The following is an 18,431-nucleotide window of genomic DNA, read 5'->3' as shown; positions in this document are numbered from 1 at the left end:
CAAATTATGAGAAAATTTCAGGAGGTGAGAATTTGCTTAGAGGAGATTTACTATTTGATAGAAGAGATTCATATAGTGATAAATTTAAACTTGATTTTAAAAAGATCAGAGATATAGATAAACCTTTATTATTCTCAACAATAGCACTTGCTCTTTTTGGGATACTTAATATATACTTAGCAACTAAAGGCAACACAGACCCATTTGCTACCGCAAAGAGACAGTTTATTTGGCTTATAATATCTTTAGTAGCTTTATACATATTTATGGCAATAGATTATAGAGTGCTTTACAATTATGTTCCTATATTTTATTGGGGTTCAGTACTACTTCTTTTTATAACTAAATTCTTTGGAGTTGTAGTTAATGGTGCTAGAGGTTGGTTAAAGTTTGGACCGATTTCACTCCAACCGGCAGAGGTTGCAAAGATAGCTATGATTATGATGCTTGCAAAAAAATTAGAAGAAATAGATTCAGATATAAACGAACCTAAAAACTTCTTTATGCTAGTTTTTTATGCAGCAGTTCCAGTTCTTTTAATCGTAACTCAACCTGATATGGGAATGACTATGGTATGTTTCTTTATGGTGCTTGGAGTATTTTTTATAGCAGGGCTTGATAAGAGAGTTATACTTGGAGGGTTTGCAGCTTTACTTATAGGAATAGTTGTAGTTTGGAATTCAGGGATAATTCAAGATTATCAAAAGGGAAGAATAACTTCATTTTTACACCCAGAAGCAAATTCCCAAGGAACGGGGTATCATTTAAATCAATCACTTATAAGTATTGGTTCTGGGGGAATCTTAGGAAGTAGACCTTCACTTAAAACAGACGGAAGCACAGGGTATGCGTCTCAACACGTTCCAGAAGTTCAAACGGACTTTATCTTTGCAGCTACGTCAGAGCATTGGGGACTTATAGGTTCGCTTTTTGTATTATTTTTATATGGAGTGTTAATTAGTCGGATGATTGCAATAGCTAGAACTTCAAAAGATATTTTTGGTTCTATTATTTCAGTTGGTCTTGTATCATACTTACTTTTTGCGATTTTCCAAAATATCGGTATGACTATAGGGCTTATGCCAATTACAGGTATAACACTTCCTCTTGTAAGTTATGGTGGTAGTTCACTTTTAACTACAATAATGTCAATTGGACTTGTACTTAATATCGGAATGAGAAGAAAGAAAATAAGATTTTAATTTATAAAAGACATACAAAACTATTTAAGTTTTGTATGTCTTTATTTTTTATTATCTAAGCATAATATAAGCTTCTTCTAAATATAATTTTAATAGTGTTACTTAAAAGGGAGATGATTAAAATGGGTAGTTATAGAAGAGAATATGAGGACTATTATAGCGGCTTAAAAAGTGGGAGAGATTTAGGAGGAGATAATGATAATGTTAAAGTTAACCCTAAATTTATTAAGCATAGAAATGATTTAGCTATAAGTAGAGGAGTTAATTATTATAAGGGAACTAAAGCAAAAGAAGAAAATAGCATAGTAAAAGTAATATATTATGATATTTTAGGTGCTATGATAATTTTTTTGATTTTTTTAAGCTTTATTGGACTTAAAGGTTATGGAAAAGAAGGGCTTTATAAAGAAGCAAAAGGAATGATTGAAAAAAATTATACTGTAGATGAACTAAAAGAATTTGTGAATTTAGATTGGGTACTTGAAAAGATAAAAGAAATAAAAATAAAATAGGTTTAGCGATTTAGTTTTGGGGTGTTTATGAAAAAATCTATTAAGTTTTTACTATTAGATATAGTGATTCTTGCTATAGTAATTAATTTTAATAATCTGTATTTATTAGGTTTTTTATTTATCTTCTTGCACGAATTCACGCATGTATTTGTAAGTAAATTATATGGGTTAAACCTTTATAAGATAGACTTTTTACTTATTGGTACTAAGGCTGAGATAGAAGAGATAGAAGACTTAGACTCTTTTAAAAGATTTATTATATATTTTAGTGGACCTTTTTTTAATTTAATTTTAGGATTAATATTTTATATAATTTCGCTTAAAGTAAACTGGTCCTTTTTAAACATATGTTATAGCCTAAATTTTGGGTTATTCTTTTTTAATATTTTACCTTGTTATCCTTTAGATGGTTCTAGAATGCTTGAAATTATAATTATGAGATTTATGACCTTTAGAAAAGGGAAAAAGGTTGTGAGTATTGTTAGTTTAGTAATTTCTGGAATTTTTATAATTAGCTTTTTTATTCTTCTTATATTACATAAAATTAATATCACACTGTTATTAGTTGGAGGACTTTTTATTTATTCATCTATAACTGAAAGAAAAGCAACTTCTTATATAATGATGAGTGATTTAATTAAGAAAAGAAAAAGGATAGAAAACGAAGGCTATATACAAAATAGGACATTATCTGTTTATTATAAAATGAGTCTTTTAAAAGTTTTGATGCTTTTTGAAAAAGATAAATTCAATACCTTTTATATATTAGATGAGGAGATAAAATTATTAAAAATAATTCATGAAGATGAAGTGATAAAGGGTTTAAAAGAATATGGTGATATTTCTTTAGAAGAGTATATTAAGAAAGAGGATGTATAGACTATGCATCCTCTTTGTCTTTTTAGGTCTAAATTCGATAAGGATAGAAGAAAAATGTAATTTGTGCTAGAATAGAGGAATGAAAAAATGATAGTTTAATTTTAGGAGGATGTAATTTTAATGAATAAAATTTCAGATAACATCTTAAGTAAGGTTGAAAAGCCAGCTAGATATGTTGGTGGAGAACTTAACCAAGTTATTAAAAATCCAAAGGAAGTAGATATTAGATTTGCTTTTTGTTTTCCAGATGTATATGAAGTAGGAATGTCTCATTTAGGAACAAGAATACTTTATCACACTATAAATGAAAGAAAAGATACTTATTGCGAAAGAGTTTTTGCACCATGGCCAGATATGGAAGAGGAAATGAGAAAAAATAATATTCCTCTATATGCATTAGAATCAAAAGATTCGTTAGAAGAATTTGATATGCTTGGATTTACTCTTCAATATGAGATGAGTTATACAAATATTTTAAATATGTTAAATATGTCAGGCATAACACTTAGGGCTTCAGAAAGAGGAGAAGATGAGCCTATAATTATGGCAGGTGGACCTTGCGCTTACAACCCAGAGCCACTTTATGATATAGTAGATTTCTTTGAACTAGGTGAGGGAGAAGAAATGATGAACGACGTTTTAGATGTTTACTCTAAATTTAAAGGTAAAAAATCTAAAAAAGAATTCTTAAGAGAAATTTCAAAAATAAAAGGTATTTATGTACCTTCACTTTATGATGTTACTTATAATGAAGACGGAACAATTAAAGAATTTAAACCTAAATTCGAAGATGTACCTTCTGTAGTTCAAAAGAGAATTATAACAAACTTTGATAAAGTTGAATTCCCTATAGAAGATATGATAGTCCCTTATACTGACGTAGTTCACGATAGAATCGTACTTGAAACAACTAGAGGATGTACTAATGGTTGTAGATTCTGTCAAGCTGGTATGATATATAGACCGGTTAGAGAAAAGAGCCGTGAAACACTTTTAAAGCAAGCTAGAGATCTTGTAAAATCAACAGGATACCAAGAAATTTCATTAGCTTCATTAAGTATTTGCGATTATTCAGATATTCAAAATCTTATATTAGATTTAGTAAAAGAACACAGCGATAACAAAGTAGGGGTAGCACTTCCTTCAATTAGAGTAGATGCATTCTCAGTAGATTTAATTAAAGAAATCCAAAAGGTTAGAAAAACTGGATTAACATTTGCACCAGAAGCTGGTTCTCAAAGAATGAGAGACGTAATAAATAAAGGATTAACAGAAGAAAGAATATTAGAAGCTACAAGGTCTGCGTTTGAGTCAGGTTGGAGCACTATAAAACTTTACTTTATAATAGGTCTTCCTTACGAGAAAATTGAAGATTGCGAAGCTATAGGAGATTTAGCAGGTAAGATGGTAGAAGAGTACTTTAAAGTACCAAAAGGAGTAAGACAAAAAGGACTTAGAGTTACAGTAAGTACTTCAATCTTAGTTCCAAAACCATTTACTCCATTCCAATGGGCACCTATGGAAAGAATGGATGTTGTAGGTGAAAAAATCAAAGCTGTTAAAATGTCACTAAAATCTAGTGCTATAGTTTATAACTACCACGAGCAAAAGACTTCACTTATGGAAGCTGTTTTTGCAAGAGGAGATAGAAAACTTTGTGATGTACTTATAAAAGCTTTCGAAAAAGGATGTAAGTTTGACGGTTGGTCAGAATACTTTAAATTTGATTCATGGCTTGAAGCTATGGAAGAATGTAATGTTTCACCTGACTTCTATGCTTATAGAGAAAGATCATACGATGAAATACTTCCTTGGGACTTTATAGATATAGGAGTTAATAGATCATATCTAGAAAGAGAAAACGAAAAAGCTAAAGATGCTATTTTAACTCAAAACTGTAGAAAAGGATGTACAGGTTGCGGGGTAAATGTAAACTTTAAAGAAGGAGAGTGTTTTGAAGGTGCGTTACTTAATTAAATTTACTAAAGAACCAGAAATAAAATTTATAGGTCACTTAGACCTAATGAGAACTATTCAAAGAATAATTAGAAGATCAGAAATACCAGTTGAATATTCAAAGGGCTTTAACCCTCATATGTCACTTTCAATGGCGCAGCCTCTTTCAGTTGGAGTTTATTCAAGCGGAGAGTATATGGATTTAGTTTTAACTAAAGAAGTAGATACTGAAGAAGTTATAGAAAAATTAAATAAAGTTACAGCAAGAGGAGTTAAGTTCTTAGAAGCAAGTAAGATATATCCACCTAAACAAAACGAAAAGAAATTTCCTCAAGCTATGGCATTAATAGATGCAGCTAAGTATACTATCAAAATAGAATATGATAATTTAGATAGATTTGAAGAAGAAATGAAAAATCTTTTAAGTGCAAGAGAGTGGATAATGACTAAAAAAACTAAAAGAAGTGAAAAAGATGTTGATATAAGACCTATGGTTCACGATGTTAAATATTGGACTAAAGATTCTTATGGAGTTTTTAATGTTATTATAAGTTCAGGAAGTAGAGCACACCTTTCTGCTGATTTGTTTAGTGATTTAATAAAGAAACATACAACAGGAGTCTTAGAAGATCAATTTATAGAAATCAGAAGAGAAGAAATGTATATTGATAAAAATGGAAGCTTAATACCGCTTTATAAATGTATATAGGAAGTGTAATTAATGAGAGAGATTTTTATTGAAAGAAGAGAAGAATTATTAAGGATAGCTATTAAAAATAACAGTGAAATTGAAGAGTTTTTAATAGAAGAAAATTCAAAGGAGCCAAAATCAGGAGAAATCTATAAAGCTAGAGTTAAAAATATAATACATGGAATAAATTCTATATTCTTAGATATGGGGTTAGAAAAAGAAGGTTATATGTATTATAGTGAAGAACTTAGAAAAGCCGAAATTAAAAAAGGCGATGAGCTTTTAGTTGAAATTTCTAAAGAACCTTTAAATGAAAAGGGAGCTAAAGTTAGCCCTAAATACAGTATTCCTGGGAAATATATAGTTTTAAATAAGGATAAAGAGGGGATAACCTTCTCTAGAAGAATCACAGACGATGTGAAAAAGAAACTTATTTTAGCAGAACTTAAAAATGTTTCAGGGATGAACGTTACTGTAAGAACAGAAGGAGCAAACGTACCTTTAGAACTTCTATTAAAAGAAGAAAGTAAGCTTATAGAAATTAATAGTGAACTAGAGAGAAAACTTAAATTTAGTAAATCTTTAGGGAAGGTTTTTGGAGAAGATATAACTTTAAGTAAAGTTTTAAGAGATAACATAACTAAAGGAAACTTAATAATTCACGTAGATAATAAGTTTGATGAATATTTAGTTAAAAGTTATATAGATGGAGAACAAAACGTAAAGGTTCAAGCCTACGAAGGAAACAGACATCTATTTGATTTTTATAATATAGAAAAAGAAATTCTAAAACTTAGACACAACAAAGTTAGACTTAAATGCGGTGGAAATATAGTTATAGAAAAAACAGAAGCTATGTACGTAATTGATGTAAATAGTGGAAAAAATATTAAAGAGAGAAACTTTGATAAAACTATATTAGAAACTAATTTAGAAGCGGCAAAAGAAGCTTCAAGGCAAATTATGCTAAGAAACCTTTCTGGGATAATCGTTATAGATTTTATCGATATGAGAGATAAAGGTGCAAGGCAAAAAGTTATGCATGCCCTTAAAGATGGCTTAAAAGAAGATAAGAGTGCAAGTAAAATTTTCCCATTTACAGAACTAGACTTAATTCAAATTTCTAGAAGAAGAAGAGGAAAATCAATTTATGACTATATCGAAGAAGGATGCACAAGATGCGAAGGAACAGGTATGGTTATGAAATTATCTTATCTTGAAGAATTAATAAAAAATGATATTTTAAGGTCTGTAGATGATAATACTATAACAAGTTTCTTTATAGAACTTGACCCTATATATAGAGAGAGAGTTAACGGAGATAAATTTTCTTTCTTAAAAAATATAGATGGATTAGATAAAGAAATATACTTAAAATATTCAGAAGGAATTGATGGATATAAAATTGAACCTTTAATTTTCAATAGTCAAAAAGAAAATATTAAAGATTTTAAAATAAGTTCAATTCAAAAATATTAAAAAAGTTCCTTTACAAAAAAAATGTCATATGTTAAACTATTTTAGTAAACCGCTCACGATAGGGTTTATTTTTCGAAAAACAAAGAGAGAAACTTTGTACCCGTAGTGGCGAGACCGTTATGAGGAGGTGTTTTAATGTACGCAGTAGTAGCAACAGGAGGAAAGCAATACAGAGTTCAAGAGGGCGATGTATTATTCGTAGAGAAGTTAGATGCAGCTGTAGATTCAACAGTTGAATTAACAGAAGTATTAGCAGTATCAAACGGAGAAACTTTAACAGTTGGTAAGCCAATGGTTGAAGGAGCTAAAGTTACAGCTAAGGTTGTAGCTCAAGGTAAAGCTAAGAAAGTTGTAGTTTTCAAGTATAAAGCTAAGAAAGACTACAGAAGAAAGAATGGTCACAGACAACCATACACTAAATTAGTTATCGAAAAGATCGAAGCATAATCTATGATTAAAGTTGAGATTTTAAAAAAAGATGATAATTTATTAGGATTCGCTATAGACAGTCACGCAATGCCAGGCGATAGAGACTTTCAAAGTGATATATCCCTAGTTGGCGAAGCTTTTGATATGATATGTAACTCAGTTTCAGTCTTATCACAAAGTGTTCTTATAGGATTAGATGAAGTTTTAAAACTTAATTGTTCTTATGAGATGGCAGACGGATACCTAAAGCTAGATTTATCTGATTTTTCTAAAGAAGAATTAGATGAAGCTCAGGTTTTACTTAAAACCTTCGAGAAAAGCTTAGAAAGTGTAATTTCTAGTTTGGATCAAATGTTTGGAAAAACTAAACGCATAGAATATATAAAATTAGTGAAAGAGGAGGTGTAGTGAAAATGCTAATAATGAACCTTCAATTATTTGCCCACAAAAAAGGGGTAGGTAGCTCAAAGAACGGTAGAGATTCTGAGTCAAAGAGACTAGGTGTTAAATCAGCAGACGGAGAATTCGTTCTAGCTGGAAACATCATCGTAAGACAAAGAGGAACTAAAATCCACCCAGGTACAAACGTAGGTAAGGGTAAGGATGATACTTTATTCGCTAAAATCGATGGAGTAGTTAAATTTGAAAGAATGGGAAGAGACAAGAAGAAAGCTTCTGTTTACCCAGTTCAAGTAGAAGAAATAGCTGAATAGTTATTATAAAAGCACCCAAGTTTTTGGGTGCTTTTTAAATATAGAGATAAATTTTCTTAAAAATCCCTAAAGAAATAAATTTTTGTTATATTATTATGATATAATAAATTGAATATTTTACTTTAAGCTTGATTTAATGGGGCTTAAAAGGGAATACTTAAGATAAGAAATAAGACATTTACAGAAGGAGGATTGTCATATGTTTATAGATAAGGCCAAGGTATTTGTAAAGTCTGGTAAAGGTGGAGACGGATGCGTTTCTTTTAGAAGAGAAAAGTATGTACCACTTGGTGGACCAGATGGTGGAGATGGTGGAAGAGGCGGAAGCATCATCTTTAGAGTAGACACAGGAATTACGACATTAATGGATTTTAAATATAGAAGAAAATTCGTAGCAGACCCAGGTGAAAATGGGGGAACTTCAAAATGTTACGGAAGAGACGGAGAAGATTTACTTATAAGAGTACCGCTTGGAACTATTATAAGAGAAGCTGAAAGTAACAAAATTGTTTGTGACCTTTCAGAAAAAGATTCAGAGTTCGTACTATTAAGAGGTGGAAAAGGTGGAAAAGGTAACTGCAAATTTACTACACCTACTAGACAAGCGCCTCATTTCGCTGAACCAGGAATGCCTGGAGAGGAAATGAATATAGTTTTAGAACTTAAATTATTAGCTGACGTTGGATTACTTGGTTTCCCAAATGTAGGTAAATCAACATTCCTTTCAATGACAACTAAAGCTAAACCAAAGATAGCTAACTATCACTTCACAACTATAAAACCTAACTTAGGAGTTGTTGCTGTAGATGGAATTGAACCATTTGTAATGGCAGATATCCCAGGAATTATAGAAGGTGCTAGTGAAGGGGTTGGACTTGGACTTGAGTTCTTAAGACACATCGAAAGAACTAGACTTTTAATTCACGTAGTAGATATATCAGGAATAGAAGGAAGAGATCCTTTTGAAGACTTCGTAAAAATAAACGAAGAGCTTAAAAACTACTCAGTAAAACTTTGGGATAGACCTCAAATAGTAGTAGCTAATAAAGCAGATCTTTTATTTGATGAAGAAGTGTTCGTAGAATTTGAAAGAAAAGTTAAAGAACTTGGATACGATAAAGTTTATAAAATGTCAGCTGCAACTAGAGAAAATGTTGATGCAGTTATAAAAGAGGCAGCTAAAGAACTTAAAGAAATTCCAATAACTGGACTTGAAATTTTAGACGAAGAAAGATATATACCAGAAGAGAAGAAATTCACTTACGATATAGAAATCGAAAGAGGAGAAGAATGTGACACTTATGTTGTTTCAGGAAGCTTCGTAGACAGATTATTAAGTGCTGTAAACATCCACGATGCAGATTCATTAAGATACTTCCACAAAGTTCTTAAGAATAAAGGTGTGTTAGATGATTTAAGAGAACTTGGTATTAGAGATGGAGATATGGTAAGACTTGATAATTTCGAATTTGAATATATTCTTTAATAAAGACTTTAAGATAAATAAGTTATTTTAGGAGGAAACATTTTAATGTTAACAGGAAAACAAAGAGCTTACTTAAGAAAATTATCACATAACATAGACCCAATTTTCCAAATAGGTAAAAATGGAATAGAAGAAAACTTTTTAAAGCAAGTTGAAGAAGCTTTAGAAAAGAGAGAGCTTATAAAAATAAAAGTTCTTGAAAATAGCGGTTTAGAAGCTAGAGAAGCTTCAGACTTTATCTGCAAAGCGGTTAAATGTGACGGAATACAAGCTATTGGAAGCAAGATGGTTTTATATAAGCAATCTAAAAAGAATCCAAAAATAGAAGTTCCAAAGAAGTAAAAAAATGAAAAGATATGGGATTATAGGTGGAACTTTTGATCCTATTCATTTTGCACATCTTTATATAGCATATGAAGCTAAAGAAAAATTATCGTTAGATAAGATTATATTTATGCCAAATGGAAGTCCTCCGCATAAGCGTAATAAACGTGTTACGGAGGCTTCATTAAGGTATAAGATGGTTTTAGAAGCTACTAAAGGTTATGAAGGATTTGAAGTGTCTGATTTTGAAATACTTAAAGAGGGTCTAAGTTATACTTATCAAACATTAGAATACTTAAAGAAAAAATATATAGACGCAGAATTATTTTTTATAACAGGTGCAGATTGTTTAATAAACCTTGATAAATGGGTAAGGGTTGATAGAATTTTAAATTCAGCAAATCTTGTTGTTTTTGATAGGCCGGGGTTTAGGGAAAAAGATTTAATAGAAGAAAAAAAGTTAGTAGAAAATAAATATGATAAAAAAATAACATTTTTAAATTTAAAAGATCTAGATATATCTTCAACAGATATAAGAGAAAGAATAAAAGAAGGTAAGAGAGTAGATTTCTTTTTACCAGAAGAAGTAAACTCCATAATAGAAAAAAATAAACTCTACAAAAAGGAAATTTAAATTATGAACTATGAAATAATATATAATTATCTTAAAGAAAACTTAGAAGATAAGAGGTTTATACACACAATGGGTGTAGTATCAACAGCTAAGAAGTTAGCAAATCTTTTTGGTGTGGATGAAAAACGTGCAGAGATAGCTGCGTTATGCCATGATATTTGCAAAAATTTAAGTAATGAAGAATTATTAGAGATATTTAAAAATAATAATATAGAGTTATCAATAAGTGAGAAAAATACACAAACACTTTGGCATAGTATAGCAGCGCCTATAGTAGCTAAAGAAAAGTTTAATATAAATGACGAAGAAATATTAGGGGCTATGAGATGGCATACTACAGGAAAACTTAGTATGACAAAACTTGAAAAAATTATTTATATAGCTGATATGATAGAACCATCTAGAAGATTTGATGGAGTAGAAGAAATAAGAGAAGCTGTTTTAAAAGATTTAGACTCTGGAGTTTTAATTGGAGTGAATCATACTATAAGATACCTTTTAGATAGAGGAAATCTTATAGATGAAAATACAATTGCCTTTAGAAATGGTCTTATTTTAAATCTATAATTATTAGTAAGTAGTGATATGGGGTGTTAAATTATGGCGGACGATAGAAGACGAAGACCTGTAGTTAGTTCTGGTAGGCGGATGACTGAAAAAGAAAAAGAAGAATATAGAAAAAGACAAAGAAGAATAGAAAAAAGAAGAGAAGAGATCGAAAAAGAAGGCAGAAGCAGAAGAAGTGTAGATAGCGAGCGCCAAAGAAGAATAAATAAAGAAAAGCAAAAGAGGAGTTCTAGTGATAGTAAGGTACCAAACGACGATAGAAGAAGAAGGGTAGCTTACGAAACTCAAAGTAATAAAGAAGGCAGAAAGCCAGTAGATAGAAGAGCAATAGAAAAAAACAAGAAAACTAAAAATAAGCAAAAAAGAAAAAAGATAATTAAAAGAGTTATCCTTGGGTTGGTTTTAGTTTTAGGTTTATTTATAGGATATACAATCTATAGCGTTGCAGGTCTTGTATCTAAAGTAACTGATAACAACATGATAAAACCAAATCCAGTTCCTATGAATAAAACTGTAAATATCCTTCTTTTAGGATTAGATGTAGGGGACGTTGACCACCCTGAAATAGAAGCTAATAAAAGAACGGATACAATTATGGTAATAAACTATAACCCTACAACTAAAAAGATGCACGTTGTATCTATCCCAAGAGATACAATGATAGATATAAACGGGAAGCGTTGGAAGATAAATGCAGCATACCCTATAGGGGGAGATGCAAGAGTTATAGAGGAAGTCGAAGATCTTTTAGATATCAAAATAAACTATTTAGCGAAAGTAAATTATAAAGGCTTTAGGGAGTTTATAGATGCTATCGGTGGTGTTGATATGTATATAGAACACGATATGCATTATACAGATAAATCTCAAAAGTTAAAAATAGACTTTGATAAAGGAACTACGCCTCATTTAAATGGTGAAGATGCAGAAAAGTTCTTTAGATGGAGAAAAAATGACGATGGAACAGGACTTCCAAACGGTGATTTAGATAGAATTAAAAATCAGCACAAGTTTATAGAAGAAGTTGTAAAGAAATGTATTAGTCCAACTATGCTATTTAAAATTCCAAAGGTATTAGATGTTGTTGGAAATAATATAGAAACAAATATCTCAGGTGATGCATTATTAAAATATGGTTTTAAATTTATAGGTTTAAAATCAGGAGATATAATAATGACAACATTAAAAGGAACTCCGCAAATGATAGAAGGTCAATCATATGTAGTAGCAGATAAGAGTGCTAATTCTGATTTAATAAAAGCTCTAAACTCTTCAGATACATCCTTAGATAAAGTATCACGTGAGGATGTTAAAATTAGAATATTAAATGGAACTAAAATAGGAGGACTTGCTGCTAGTTATCAATTAGAACTTAATCAAAAGGGATATGAAACTATAACTACAGGTAACGGAGAACTTACAAACGATACTTATATTATGGTAAATGACCCTAATATAAAAGATATGATTAAAAAGGATTTACCTAAATTCTCAAACTTTAAAAAGTTAGATGAAAGTAAGTATCCAGGTGCAAATGTTATTATAGTATTAGGTAGTGATGCAAAAACATCTTAAAGTGTAAAAATCATAGGAGGAAAAGGTGAAAATGAGTGCTTTAGAAGAAAAAGTTTTAGATAAGTATGACGGTTTTGTTATAAGAGATTATTTAAAAGAAGAATTAGAGTTATCCTCTAGACTTATAAAAAAGGCAGCTATAGAAAAGAGAATTTTAATTAATGATGAAGCAGTAAGAATGAGAGCTAAAGTACACTCTGGAGATAGGGTTAAAGTTATCTTAGAAAGAGAAGAAAGCCAAGATATAATTCCTGAAAATATGGATTTAGATATAGTCTTTGAAAATAGTGATATTTTAGTTTTAAACAAAAAACCTTTTATGGTTGTTCACCCAACTAGAAACCACCAAATAGGAACTTTATCAAATGGAGTTACAGGATACTTTAAAAATACAAATCAAAATTGTATAGTAAGGCTTGTAAACAGATTAGATATGAACACTTCAGGGTTAATAATTATAGGTAAAAATCAATATGCCCATATGTATCTTTCAAAAGAGATGGAGAAAAACGCTATATATAAAAAATATATAGCTATAGTTCACGGAAATCTTAAAGAAAAATCAGGAACTATCGATAGACCTATATATAGACCTTTTGATGAACTTGGAATTCCAAAGCTAAGAAGAGTAGTAGATGAAAGAGGTCAAAGAAGTGTAACTCATTACAAGGTCTTAGAGAGCTATGAAGGTTTTGATATAGTAGAATGTATTTTAGAAACTGGAAGAACTCATCAAATAAGAGTTCATTTAAGTAGTATCGGGCACCCTATATACGGTGACTTCTTATATGGAGAAGGAGATAATGAAGTAGATCTTATAGAAAGGCAAGCTCTTCATGCTTATTCTTTAAAATTCAAAAACCCAAAAACTAAGGAATTTATAGAGTTAAATGCAGAAATTCCAAAGGATATGTTAGATTTAAAAGAAAAGTTAATAAATAGATAATAAAAGCACCTAAGAGAAATCTTAGGTGTTTTTATTTATCTAATATAGTAAAATATGGTAAAATAAAGATGGGGGTGGATTTATGAAAAGAAAGGGAATTTTAGGAGTTTTAATTTTAAGTAGCATAATTTTTGTAGGGTGTGTAAATTCTAAAGAAATTAAGGGGATAGATTCGTTATTAGAAAAAGATAAGTATTTTTTATTTGATAGTGAAGGTGATAAATATGCATATGTAGATTATAAGGATAATAATTTATACTTATATGAAGAATCAAAAAAGCAAATTTCTCTTTTAAAAGAAGTCAAAAATGATGATTATATTATAGGAAATGCTGATATCTTTGGAGATAATATTGCAGTAGTTGAATCTTTAAAATGGGATAGAAAAGAAAATAACGAAGATGAAGATAGAAATGCAGTATATATAGATACTATAGGGGAAATAAAGGATTCAAAACCTAAAGTAACTTCAAAAGATAATGATTCTTATGTCTATCTTACATACTTTAAAAATGATTTAGTATTTGGTATTAGTGAAGAGGAAAAGTCTAAGATTTATTATTACAAAGATAAGGATTTAAAAGAAATATTAAATTTAGATAATAGTATTACAAATTTAAGTTTAGAAGGTAGCACTTTAGTTTTTGAAAATGATCTTAAAAAGGATGAAAAATTTAAAACATTTATTTTAAAAGATATTAAAGATAAGAATAAAATAGAAGTTAAACATAACTTAAAAGAGCCAAAGATTTATAAAGGTAATATATATGGAATAAAAGATAATGCTTTAGTTAGGTATAATATAGAAAATAGTGAGATAAAAATAGTACTTAATTTAAAAGAGTATAATTTAAGTGATAGTTTAGGAATAACTTTAAAAGATAATTTCTTAGTAATTTACTCACTTAGTTCTGAAAAGGGAGAAGAAACAAATGATATTTATATAAATTTAGATGATTTAAAAGTAACTAAACTAGATTCAAAATATAGGGTGAGAAATGTAATTGATAAAGGTTTAGTTTTAGAAGAAAATGATAAGGATCTTAATTTAATAAAATTAAAATTTGAAAAATTTAAATAAAAATAAAAGATTACGTAAAATATACGTAGTCTTTTTCTTATTTTACATATTAAGGTATAATGGTTTTGTGATAAATTTTTGGAGGAAAACTAATGAATAATAATAAAGGATTTTTTAGAGTCGGATTTTTTCTGATGTTTTTTACCCTTTTAAGTAAAGCAACTGGATTTTTTAGAGAACAACTTTTAGCACTAAAGTTTGGGACAAGTTATAAGGCTGATGCGTATGTTGTTGCAACGACTATACCACTTGTAATATTTACGTGTTTGATAATAGCTGTTACTACTTGCTTTATCCCTGTTTATAATAAGGTGAAGCTTGAAGAAGGGGAAGAGGAAGCTTTAAAGTTTACAAATAACGTAATAACAGTTCTTACTATATTCTCTATTTTAAGTACTATATTTATTCTTGTATTTACAAAACCTCTTGTAAGAATAATTGCAAGTGGGTTTACAGGAGAAGTGTTAGAACTTTCTATAGACTTAGTTAGGATAATGTCATTTATGACTGTGTTTATATCATTATCTTTAATATATGCATCATATCTTCAATCAAATGAGAAGTATGCAATTACAGCAGCAAATAATATAATTTCAAACCTTTTAGTTATGGGCGGATTTATGTTTAGTAATGTAATTGGAATAAAAGGTGTAGCGATAGTTGCAACTGTTGGTGCTTCAACTCAAGCTTTAATTCAATATCCTTCTATGAAAAAATTAAAATATAGATATAAATTTATATTTAATTTAAAAGATAAAAGGTTTAGGTATATGATGAGGCTCGTATTACCAGTCCTTATAGGAACTGCTGTAGTTCAAATTAATACTTTAATAGATAGAACCTTAGCATCTGGATTAAAGGTTGGAAGTGTATCTGCTTTAAATTATTCAAATAAATTAAATCTTTTTGTTTTTAGCGTGGTATCTGTAGCTATAACAACTGTTATATTTCCAAAGCTATCAAAGTTATCTGCAAGTAACGAGACTAAAAAGTTTGAAGAATTGTCATTTAATTCTTTTAATTTAATTGGTGTTATAACTATACCTATTTTAGTTTTTGTTATGTTTTTTGCAGAAGATATAGTAGTTTGTTTATTTGGATATAAAAATTTTGGTGACTCTGCTATAAATATGACTACATCAGCCCTTCTTTGTTATTCTGTAGGTATGATTTTTATGGGATATAGGGATGTTTTAAATAAAATATTTTATTCTACAGGGAATACTAAAACGCCTATGTATAATAGCATAATTGCGACAGTTATTAATATAGTATTAAACTTAATATTAGTTAGGTTTATGGGGCATAATGGACTAGCATTAGCTTCATCTATATCTTTAATTATTACAACGCTTATACTTATATATAACTTAAAAAATATATTTAATAACTTTAAAATAATAGATATAGCTAAAAATATGAGTAAACTTTTAATAATATCATTAGTTATGGGAATATTTGCTATAGGTTTAAAACTTTTATTTAGCAATATACTAGGATTTAAAAGTGCATCTTTAAGGGGCATGAATTTAGGATTTACTTTTAATTTCTTGTATATGGGAATGCTTTTTATGTGTTGCGTTATAGTTTATATAGCTTTATGTTATATTTTAAAAGTTAAAGAAATTAGAGAAATTATTATTTTATTAAAAGAAAGAGGTAATAGCTAAATTTAGCTATTACCTTTTAATTCATTTTTAGGTCTTTTTTTAATTACGAAAAATGCAATTATCAATGCTATAAAGCAGAATATAGAAGCTACTAAAAATGATTCATTCATTCCGTGAATTTCACTAAGAATAGGATTTTTAATTCCTGAATTTGATGACACTGTTGTCATTATAGTAACTAAAATTGCACTTCCTATAGAACCTGCAACTTGTCTTAAAGTATTATTAATTGCTGTACCGTGAGGTATTAATGAGTTATCTAATGAATTAAGGCCATCTGTTGTAATTGGCATCATAAACATAGATAGTCCAAATAGTCTAAGTGAATATATAGCAGTTATTTCATGAACAGGTGTAGTAGCTGTTAGCCTTGATAACATAAAGCTACCTATAGTTAAAAGAGATATACCAAGAAGGGATAAACCTCTTGCACCTATCTTATCGTATATTTTACCTGTTATAGGGCTCATAACACCCATAATTATTGCACCAGGCATAAGAGTAAGGCCTGAATCAAGGGCTGAAAAACCTCTAGCCATTTGAAGGTACATAGGTAAAATAAGTTCAGCTGAAACAAACCCGGTAAATACTATCATTACAACTAAAGTAGAGTAAGTGAAAGTTTTACTTTTAAATACTTTTAAATTAAGCATAGGTTCTTTTGCTCTAAGCTGTTTTCTTGTAAATAATACTAAAGAAATTATACCTATAATTATTGGAATATAAACAAATGGAGATAAAAATCCCCTATTACCAGCTTCACTAAATCAGTATAATAAGCCACCAAATCCAAGGCTTGAAGTTATAATTGAAGTTATATCTATTTTTACTTCTTTAGTTTCTGTTACATTTTTTAATAGAAAGTAAGCTAAAATTAAATCAAGCACTGCTATTGGTATTACAAGGTGGAATAAATATCTCCAAGGCAATTTATCTACTATTAGACCAGCTAAAGTAGGGCCTATAGCAGGTGCAAATGCAATTATAATTCCAATTACTCCCATAGCAACACCACGTTTGTCTTTAGGGAATATAATTAAAAATACTGTTTGTGATAAAGGAAGCATTATACCTGCACCGGAAGCTTGAAGTATTCTTGCAATTAATAATGTATCAAATGAATTAGAGATTGAACCTAGCAAAGTTCCGATTGTAAAAAGTCCCATAGCTATAAAGAAAAGCTTTCTTGTTGAAAATTTTTCTATAAGCATAGCACATGCTGGAATCATAATTCCGTTTACAAGCATATAAGCTGTAGTAAGCCACTGACCTGTTGTTGGAGTTATTTTAAGGTCTCTCATAATAGTAGGCAGGGCTGTAGTTAATAATGTGCTATTTAGATAGCAAACTATAGACCCAAGTAAAAATACACTAGCTATTAAAAAGACATTATATTTTTTTGTGGTTGTTTCCATATGGAATCACCTTCCTTTTATTTAGTTTTATGATAAGTATAGTATTGAAATATAGAGTCTAAATGTATATATTGTTAATTAAGAATAAAAAATAGGAGCTGTTAAAATGGATTTAATTAAAGTTTATACTGAGTATAACAACATAAATAATGAACTTATAAAATATGGTGAAGAAATACTAAATAGTGATTTAAATGATTTTAATGATGATATAAAAAATAAACTATTATTCTTTAATGAAAGATTCGGTTTAGTAAAAATAAAATCAGATGATTTATCAGAAAATCCAGAAAATGAAGAAAATATTAGAGATTTAAGATACTTGATAGTAGATGGACTGTTTTTTACTTTAGATTTAATTAATTTTTATAATTTAGGGGAATGGGCTAGGTTTAAGATGAGAGTTACAAACTACATAGAAAAGAAAAAGAGAGCGGATCTTTTAAAAAGTATACAGTAGGACAAGATATTACAAAAATATGCATAAAAATATCAATAAAGAACCATTAAGGGAAAAACCTATTAAAATAGGAATAGATTTTTATCTTTTTAATTTCATTTTCTGTAATTTGTAAGTCTTTAATTAGACTAGATATATTGAAAACTCTTTTTAGTGGTACGCTATTATAAATTATAATTACCTCGTTTTAAATTGTATTACTTTAAGGAGCTTTCAATATATTACATTTTTTAGATGAATGAAATTTTTTTTATAAAAAAGTATTTACAACTAATAATAATTATTATATAATAACAAATGTAGAGAGGAACAAAACTTCTACAAGATAATAAAGTAATTAATAAATATTAAATATAAATGTGTTATAAGAAGAGGAGAGATTATTATGAAAAAATTTGTATGTACAGTTTGT

20 protein-coding genes are annotated in these 18,431 nt (G+C 29.1%); 18 read left to right on the top strand and 2 right to left on the bottom strand.

Going from position 1 to position 18,431, the window contains the following annotated elements; translation table 11 throughout:
- Positions 1 to 32 precede the first annotated feature (32 nt).
- From rodA to murJ, 17 genes are all read left to right on the top strand, one after another.
- Positions 33 to 1,202 (top strand): rod shape-determining protein RodA, encoded by a 1,170-nt coding sequence (rodA, locus tag M4I33_RS04810; protein WP_257915748.1) that lies wholly within the window; start codon positions 33 to 35, stop codon positions 1,200 to 1,202.
- Between the two features lie 122 nt (positions 1,203 to 1,324).
- Positions 1,325 to 1,714, top strand: a complete 390-nt coding sequence (locus M4I33_RS04805) for a hypothetical protein (protein WP_257915747.1) — start codon at positions 1,325 to 1,327, stop codon at positions 1,712 to 1,714.
- 27 nt (positions 1,715 to 1,741) lie between these two features.
- Positions 1,742 to 2,593 (top strand): site-2 protease family protein, encoded by an 852-nt coding sequence (locus M4I33_RS04800; protein ID WP_257915746.1) that lies wholly within the window; start codon positions 1,742 to 1,744, stop codon positions 2,591 to 2,593.
- A 120-nt stretch (positions 2,594 to 2,713) separates the two neighbouring features.
- The gene (locus M4I33_RS04795; RefSeq protein ID WP_257915745.1) at positions 2,714 to 4,570 is read left to right on the top strand and encodes a TIGR03960 family B12-binding radical SAM protein; all 1,857 of its coding nucleotides are present in this window, start codon (positions 2,714 to 2,716) and stop codon (positions 4,568 to 4,570) included.
- Complete coding sequence (locus M4I33_RS04790) at positions 4,554 to 5,258, top strand: TIGR03936 family radical SAM-associated protein (protein WP_257915898.1); 705 nt, start codon at positions 4,554 to 4,556, stop codon at positions 5,256 to 5,258. Before M4I33_RS04795 ends, M4I33_RS04790 begins: the two co-directional genes overlap by 17 nt.
- A gap of 12 nt (positions 5,259 to 5,270) precedes the next feature.
- The gene (locus M4I33_RS04785) at positions 5,271 to 6,719 is read left to right on the top strand and encodes a ribonuclease E/G (RefSeq protein ID WP_257915744.1); all 1,449 of its coding nucleotides are present in this window, start codon (positions 5,271 to 5,273) and stop codon (positions 6,717 to 6,719) included.
- Between the two features lie 135 nt (positions 6,720 to 6,854).
- Positions 6,855 to 7,166, top strand: a complete 312-nt coding sequence (rplU, locus tag M4I33_RS04780) for a 50S ribosomal protein L21 (RefSeq protein ID WP_257915743.1) — start codon at positions 6,855 to 6,857, stop codon at positions 7,164 to 7,166.
- A 3-nt stretch (positions 7,167 to 7,169) separates the two neighbouring features.
- Entirely contained in the window at positions 7,170 to 7,556 is a 387-nt protein-coding gene (locus tag M4I33_RS04775; protein ID WP_257915742.1) for a ribosomal-processing cysteine protease Prp, read from the top strand.
- Between the two features lie 5 nt (positions 7,557 to 7,561).
- Positions 7,562 to 7,861, top strand: coding sequence for a 50S ribosomal protein L27 (gene rpmA, locus M4I33_RS04770; RefSeq protein ID WP_194190949.1), 300 nt, complete (start codon positions 7,562 to 7,564; stop codon positions 7,859 to 7,861).
- 199 nt (positions 7,862 to 8,060) lie between these two features.
- Positions 8,061 to 9,347 (top strand): GTPase ObgE, encoded by a 1,287-nt coding sequence (gene obgE, locus M4I33_RS04765; RefSeq protein WP_257915741.1) that lies wholly within the window; start codon positions 8,061 to 8,063, stop codon positions 9,345 to 9,347.
- A gap of 45 nt (positions 9,348 to 9,392) precedes the next feature.
- Entirely contained in the window at positions 9,393 to 9,689 is a 297-nt protein-coding gene (gene yhbY, locus M4I33_RS04760) for a ribosome assembly RNA-binding protein YhbY (protein WP_257915740.1), read from the top strand.
- Between the two features lie 4 nt (positions 9,690 to 9,693).
- Entirely contained in the window at positions 9,694 to 10,305 is a 612-nt protein-coding gene (nadD, locus tag M4I33_RS04755) for a nicotinate-nucleotide adenylyltransferase (RefSeq protein WP_257915739.1), read from the top strand.
- Positions 10,306 to 10,872 (top strand): bis(5'-nucleosyl)-tetraphosphatase (symmetrical) YqeK, encoded by a 567-nt coding sequence (yqeK, locus tag M4I33_RS04750; protein ID WP_257915897.1) that lies wholly within the window; start codon positions 10,306 to 10,308, stop codon positions 10,870 to 10,872.
- A gap of 33 nt (positions 10,873 to 10,905) precedes the next feature.
- Positions 10,906 to 12,447, top strand: a complete 1,542-nt coding sequence (locus tag M4I33_RS04745) for an LCP family protein (protein WP_257915737.1) — start codon at positions 10,906 to 10,908, stop codon at positions 12,445 to 12,447.
- 31 nt (positions 12,448 to 12,478) lie between these two features.
- Positions 12,479 to 13,393 carry an RluA family pseudouridine synthase gene (locus M4I33_RS04740; protein WP_257915736.1) on the top strand — a complete coding sequence of 305 codons (915 nt, stop codon included), beginning with the start codon at positions 12,479 to 12,481 and terminating at the stop codon, positions 13,391 to 13,393.
- An 82-nt stretch (positions 13,394 to 13,475) separates the two neighbouring features.
- Complete coding sequence (locus M4I33_RS04735; RefSeq protein WP_257915735.1) at positions 13,476 to 14,474, top strand: hypothetical protein; 999 nt, start codon at positions 13,476 to 13,478, stop codon at positions 14,472 to 14,474.
- A gap of 92 nt (positions 14,475 to 14,566) precedes the next feature.
- The gene (gene murJ / locus M4I33_RS04730) at positions 14,567 to 16,144 is read left to right on the top strand and encodes a murein biosynthesis integral membrane protein MurJ (protein WP_257915734.1); all 1,578 of its coding nucleotides are present in this window, start codon (positions 14,567 to 14,569) and stop codon (positions 16,142 to 16,144) included.
- 2 nt (positions 16,145 to 16,146) lie between these two features.
- Here murJ and M4I33_RS04725 read toward each other — a convergent pair whose 3' ends face one another.
- Together M4I33_RS04725 and M4I33_RS04720 are read right to left on the bottom strand one after the other, a co-directional pair.
- On the bottom strand, positions 16,147 to 16,857 hold the full coding sequence (locus tag M4I33_RS04725) for an MFS transporter (protein WP_374707693.1): 711 nt from the start codon (positions 16,855 to 16,857) through the stop codon (positions 16,147 to 16,149).
- Positions 16,858 to 16,911: 54 nt separating this feature from the next.
- Positions 16,912 to 17,559 (bottom strand): MFS transporter, encoded by a 648-nt coding sequence (locus M4I33_RS04720; protein ID WP_257915733.1) that lies wholly within the window; start codon positions 17,557 to 17,559, stop codon positions 16,912 to 16,914.
- A gap of 106 nt (positions 17,560 to 17,665) precedes the next feature.
- Between M4I33_RS04720 and M4I33_RS04715 the strand changes: the two genes are divergently transcribed.
- Positions 17,666 to 18,019, top strand: a complete 354-nt coding sequence (locus M4I33_RS04715; RefSeq protein ID WP_257915731.1) for a hypothetical protein — start codon at positions 17,666 to 17,668, stop codon at positions 18,017 to 18,019.
- Positions 18,020 to 18,431 lie beyond the last annotated feature (412 nt).

This window comes from Clostridium sp. LY3-2, from assembly GCF_024705715.1.
In the GTDB taxonomy this organism is placed as follows: Bacteria; Bacillota; Clostridia; order Clostridiales; family Clostridiaceae; genus Clostridium.
Note: the sequence above shows the minus strand (reverse complement) of the source record. Positions and strands in the feature narration are given on the sequence as shown.

Bases quoted from the DNA above. Each gene is read 5' to 3' on its own strand.
- M4I33_RS04805 (WP_257915747.1), top strand. From the start codon at position 1,325: ATGGGTAGTTATAGAAGAGAATATGAGGACTATTATAGCGGCTTAAAA.
- M4I33_RS04800 (WP_257915746.1), top strand. From the start codon at position 1,742: ATGAAAAAATCTATTAAGTTTTTACTATTAGATATAGTGATTCTTGCT.
- M4I33_RS04795 (WP_257915745.1), top strand. From the start codon at position 2,714: ATGAATAAAATTTCAGATAACATCTTAAGTAAGGTTGAAAAGCCAGCT.
- M4I33_RS04785 (WP_257915744.1), top strand. From the start codon at position 5,271: ATGAGAGAGATTTTTATTGAAAGAAGAGAAGAATTATTAAGGATAGCT.
- rplU (WP_257915743.1), top strand. From the start codon at position 6,855: ATGTACGCAGTAGTAGCAACAGGAGGAAAGCAATACAGAGTTCAAGAG.
- M4I33_RS04775 (WP_257915742.1), top strand. From the start codon at position 7,170: ATGATTAAAGTTGAGATTTTAAAAAAAGATGATAATTTATTAGGATTC.
- rpmA (WP_194190949.1), top strand. From the start codon at position 7,562: ATGCTAATAATGAACCTTCAATTATTTGCCCACAAAAAAGGGGTAGGT.
- obgE (WP_257915741.1), top strand. From the start codon at position 8,061: ATGTTTATAGATAAGGCCAAGGTATTTGTAAAGTCTGGTAAAGGTGGA.
- yhbY (WP_257915740.1), top strand. From the start codon at position 9,393: ATGTTAACAGGAAAACAAAGAGCTTACTTAAGAAAATTATCACATAAC.
- nadD (WP_257915739.1), top strand. From the start codon at position 9,694: ATGAAAAGATATGGGATTATAGGTGGAACTTTTGATCCTATTCATTTT.
- M4I33_RS04745 (WP_257915737.1), top strand. From the start codon at position 10,906: ATGGCGGACGATAGAAGACGAAGACCTGTAGTTAGTTCTGGTAGGCGG.
- M4I33_RS04740 (WP_257915736.1), top strand. From the start codon at position 12,479: ATGAGTGCTTTAGAAGAAAAAGTTTTAGATAAGTATGACGGTTTTGTT.
- M4I33_RS04735 (WP_257915735.1), top strand. From the start codon at position 13,476: ATGAAAAGAAAGGGAATTTTAGGAGTTTTAATTTTAAGTAGCATAATT.
- murJ (WP_257915734.1), top strand. From the start codon at position 14,567: ATGAATAATAATAAAGGATTTTTTAGAGTCGGATTTTTTCTGATGTTT.
- M4I33_RS04720 (WP_257915733.1), bottom strand. From the start codon at position 17,559: ATGGAAACAACCACAAAAAAATATAATGTCTTTTTAATAGCTAGTGTA.
- M4I33_RS04715 (WP_257915731.1), top strand. From the start codon at position 17,666: ATGGATTTAATTAAAGTTTATACTGAGTATAACAACATAAATAATGAA.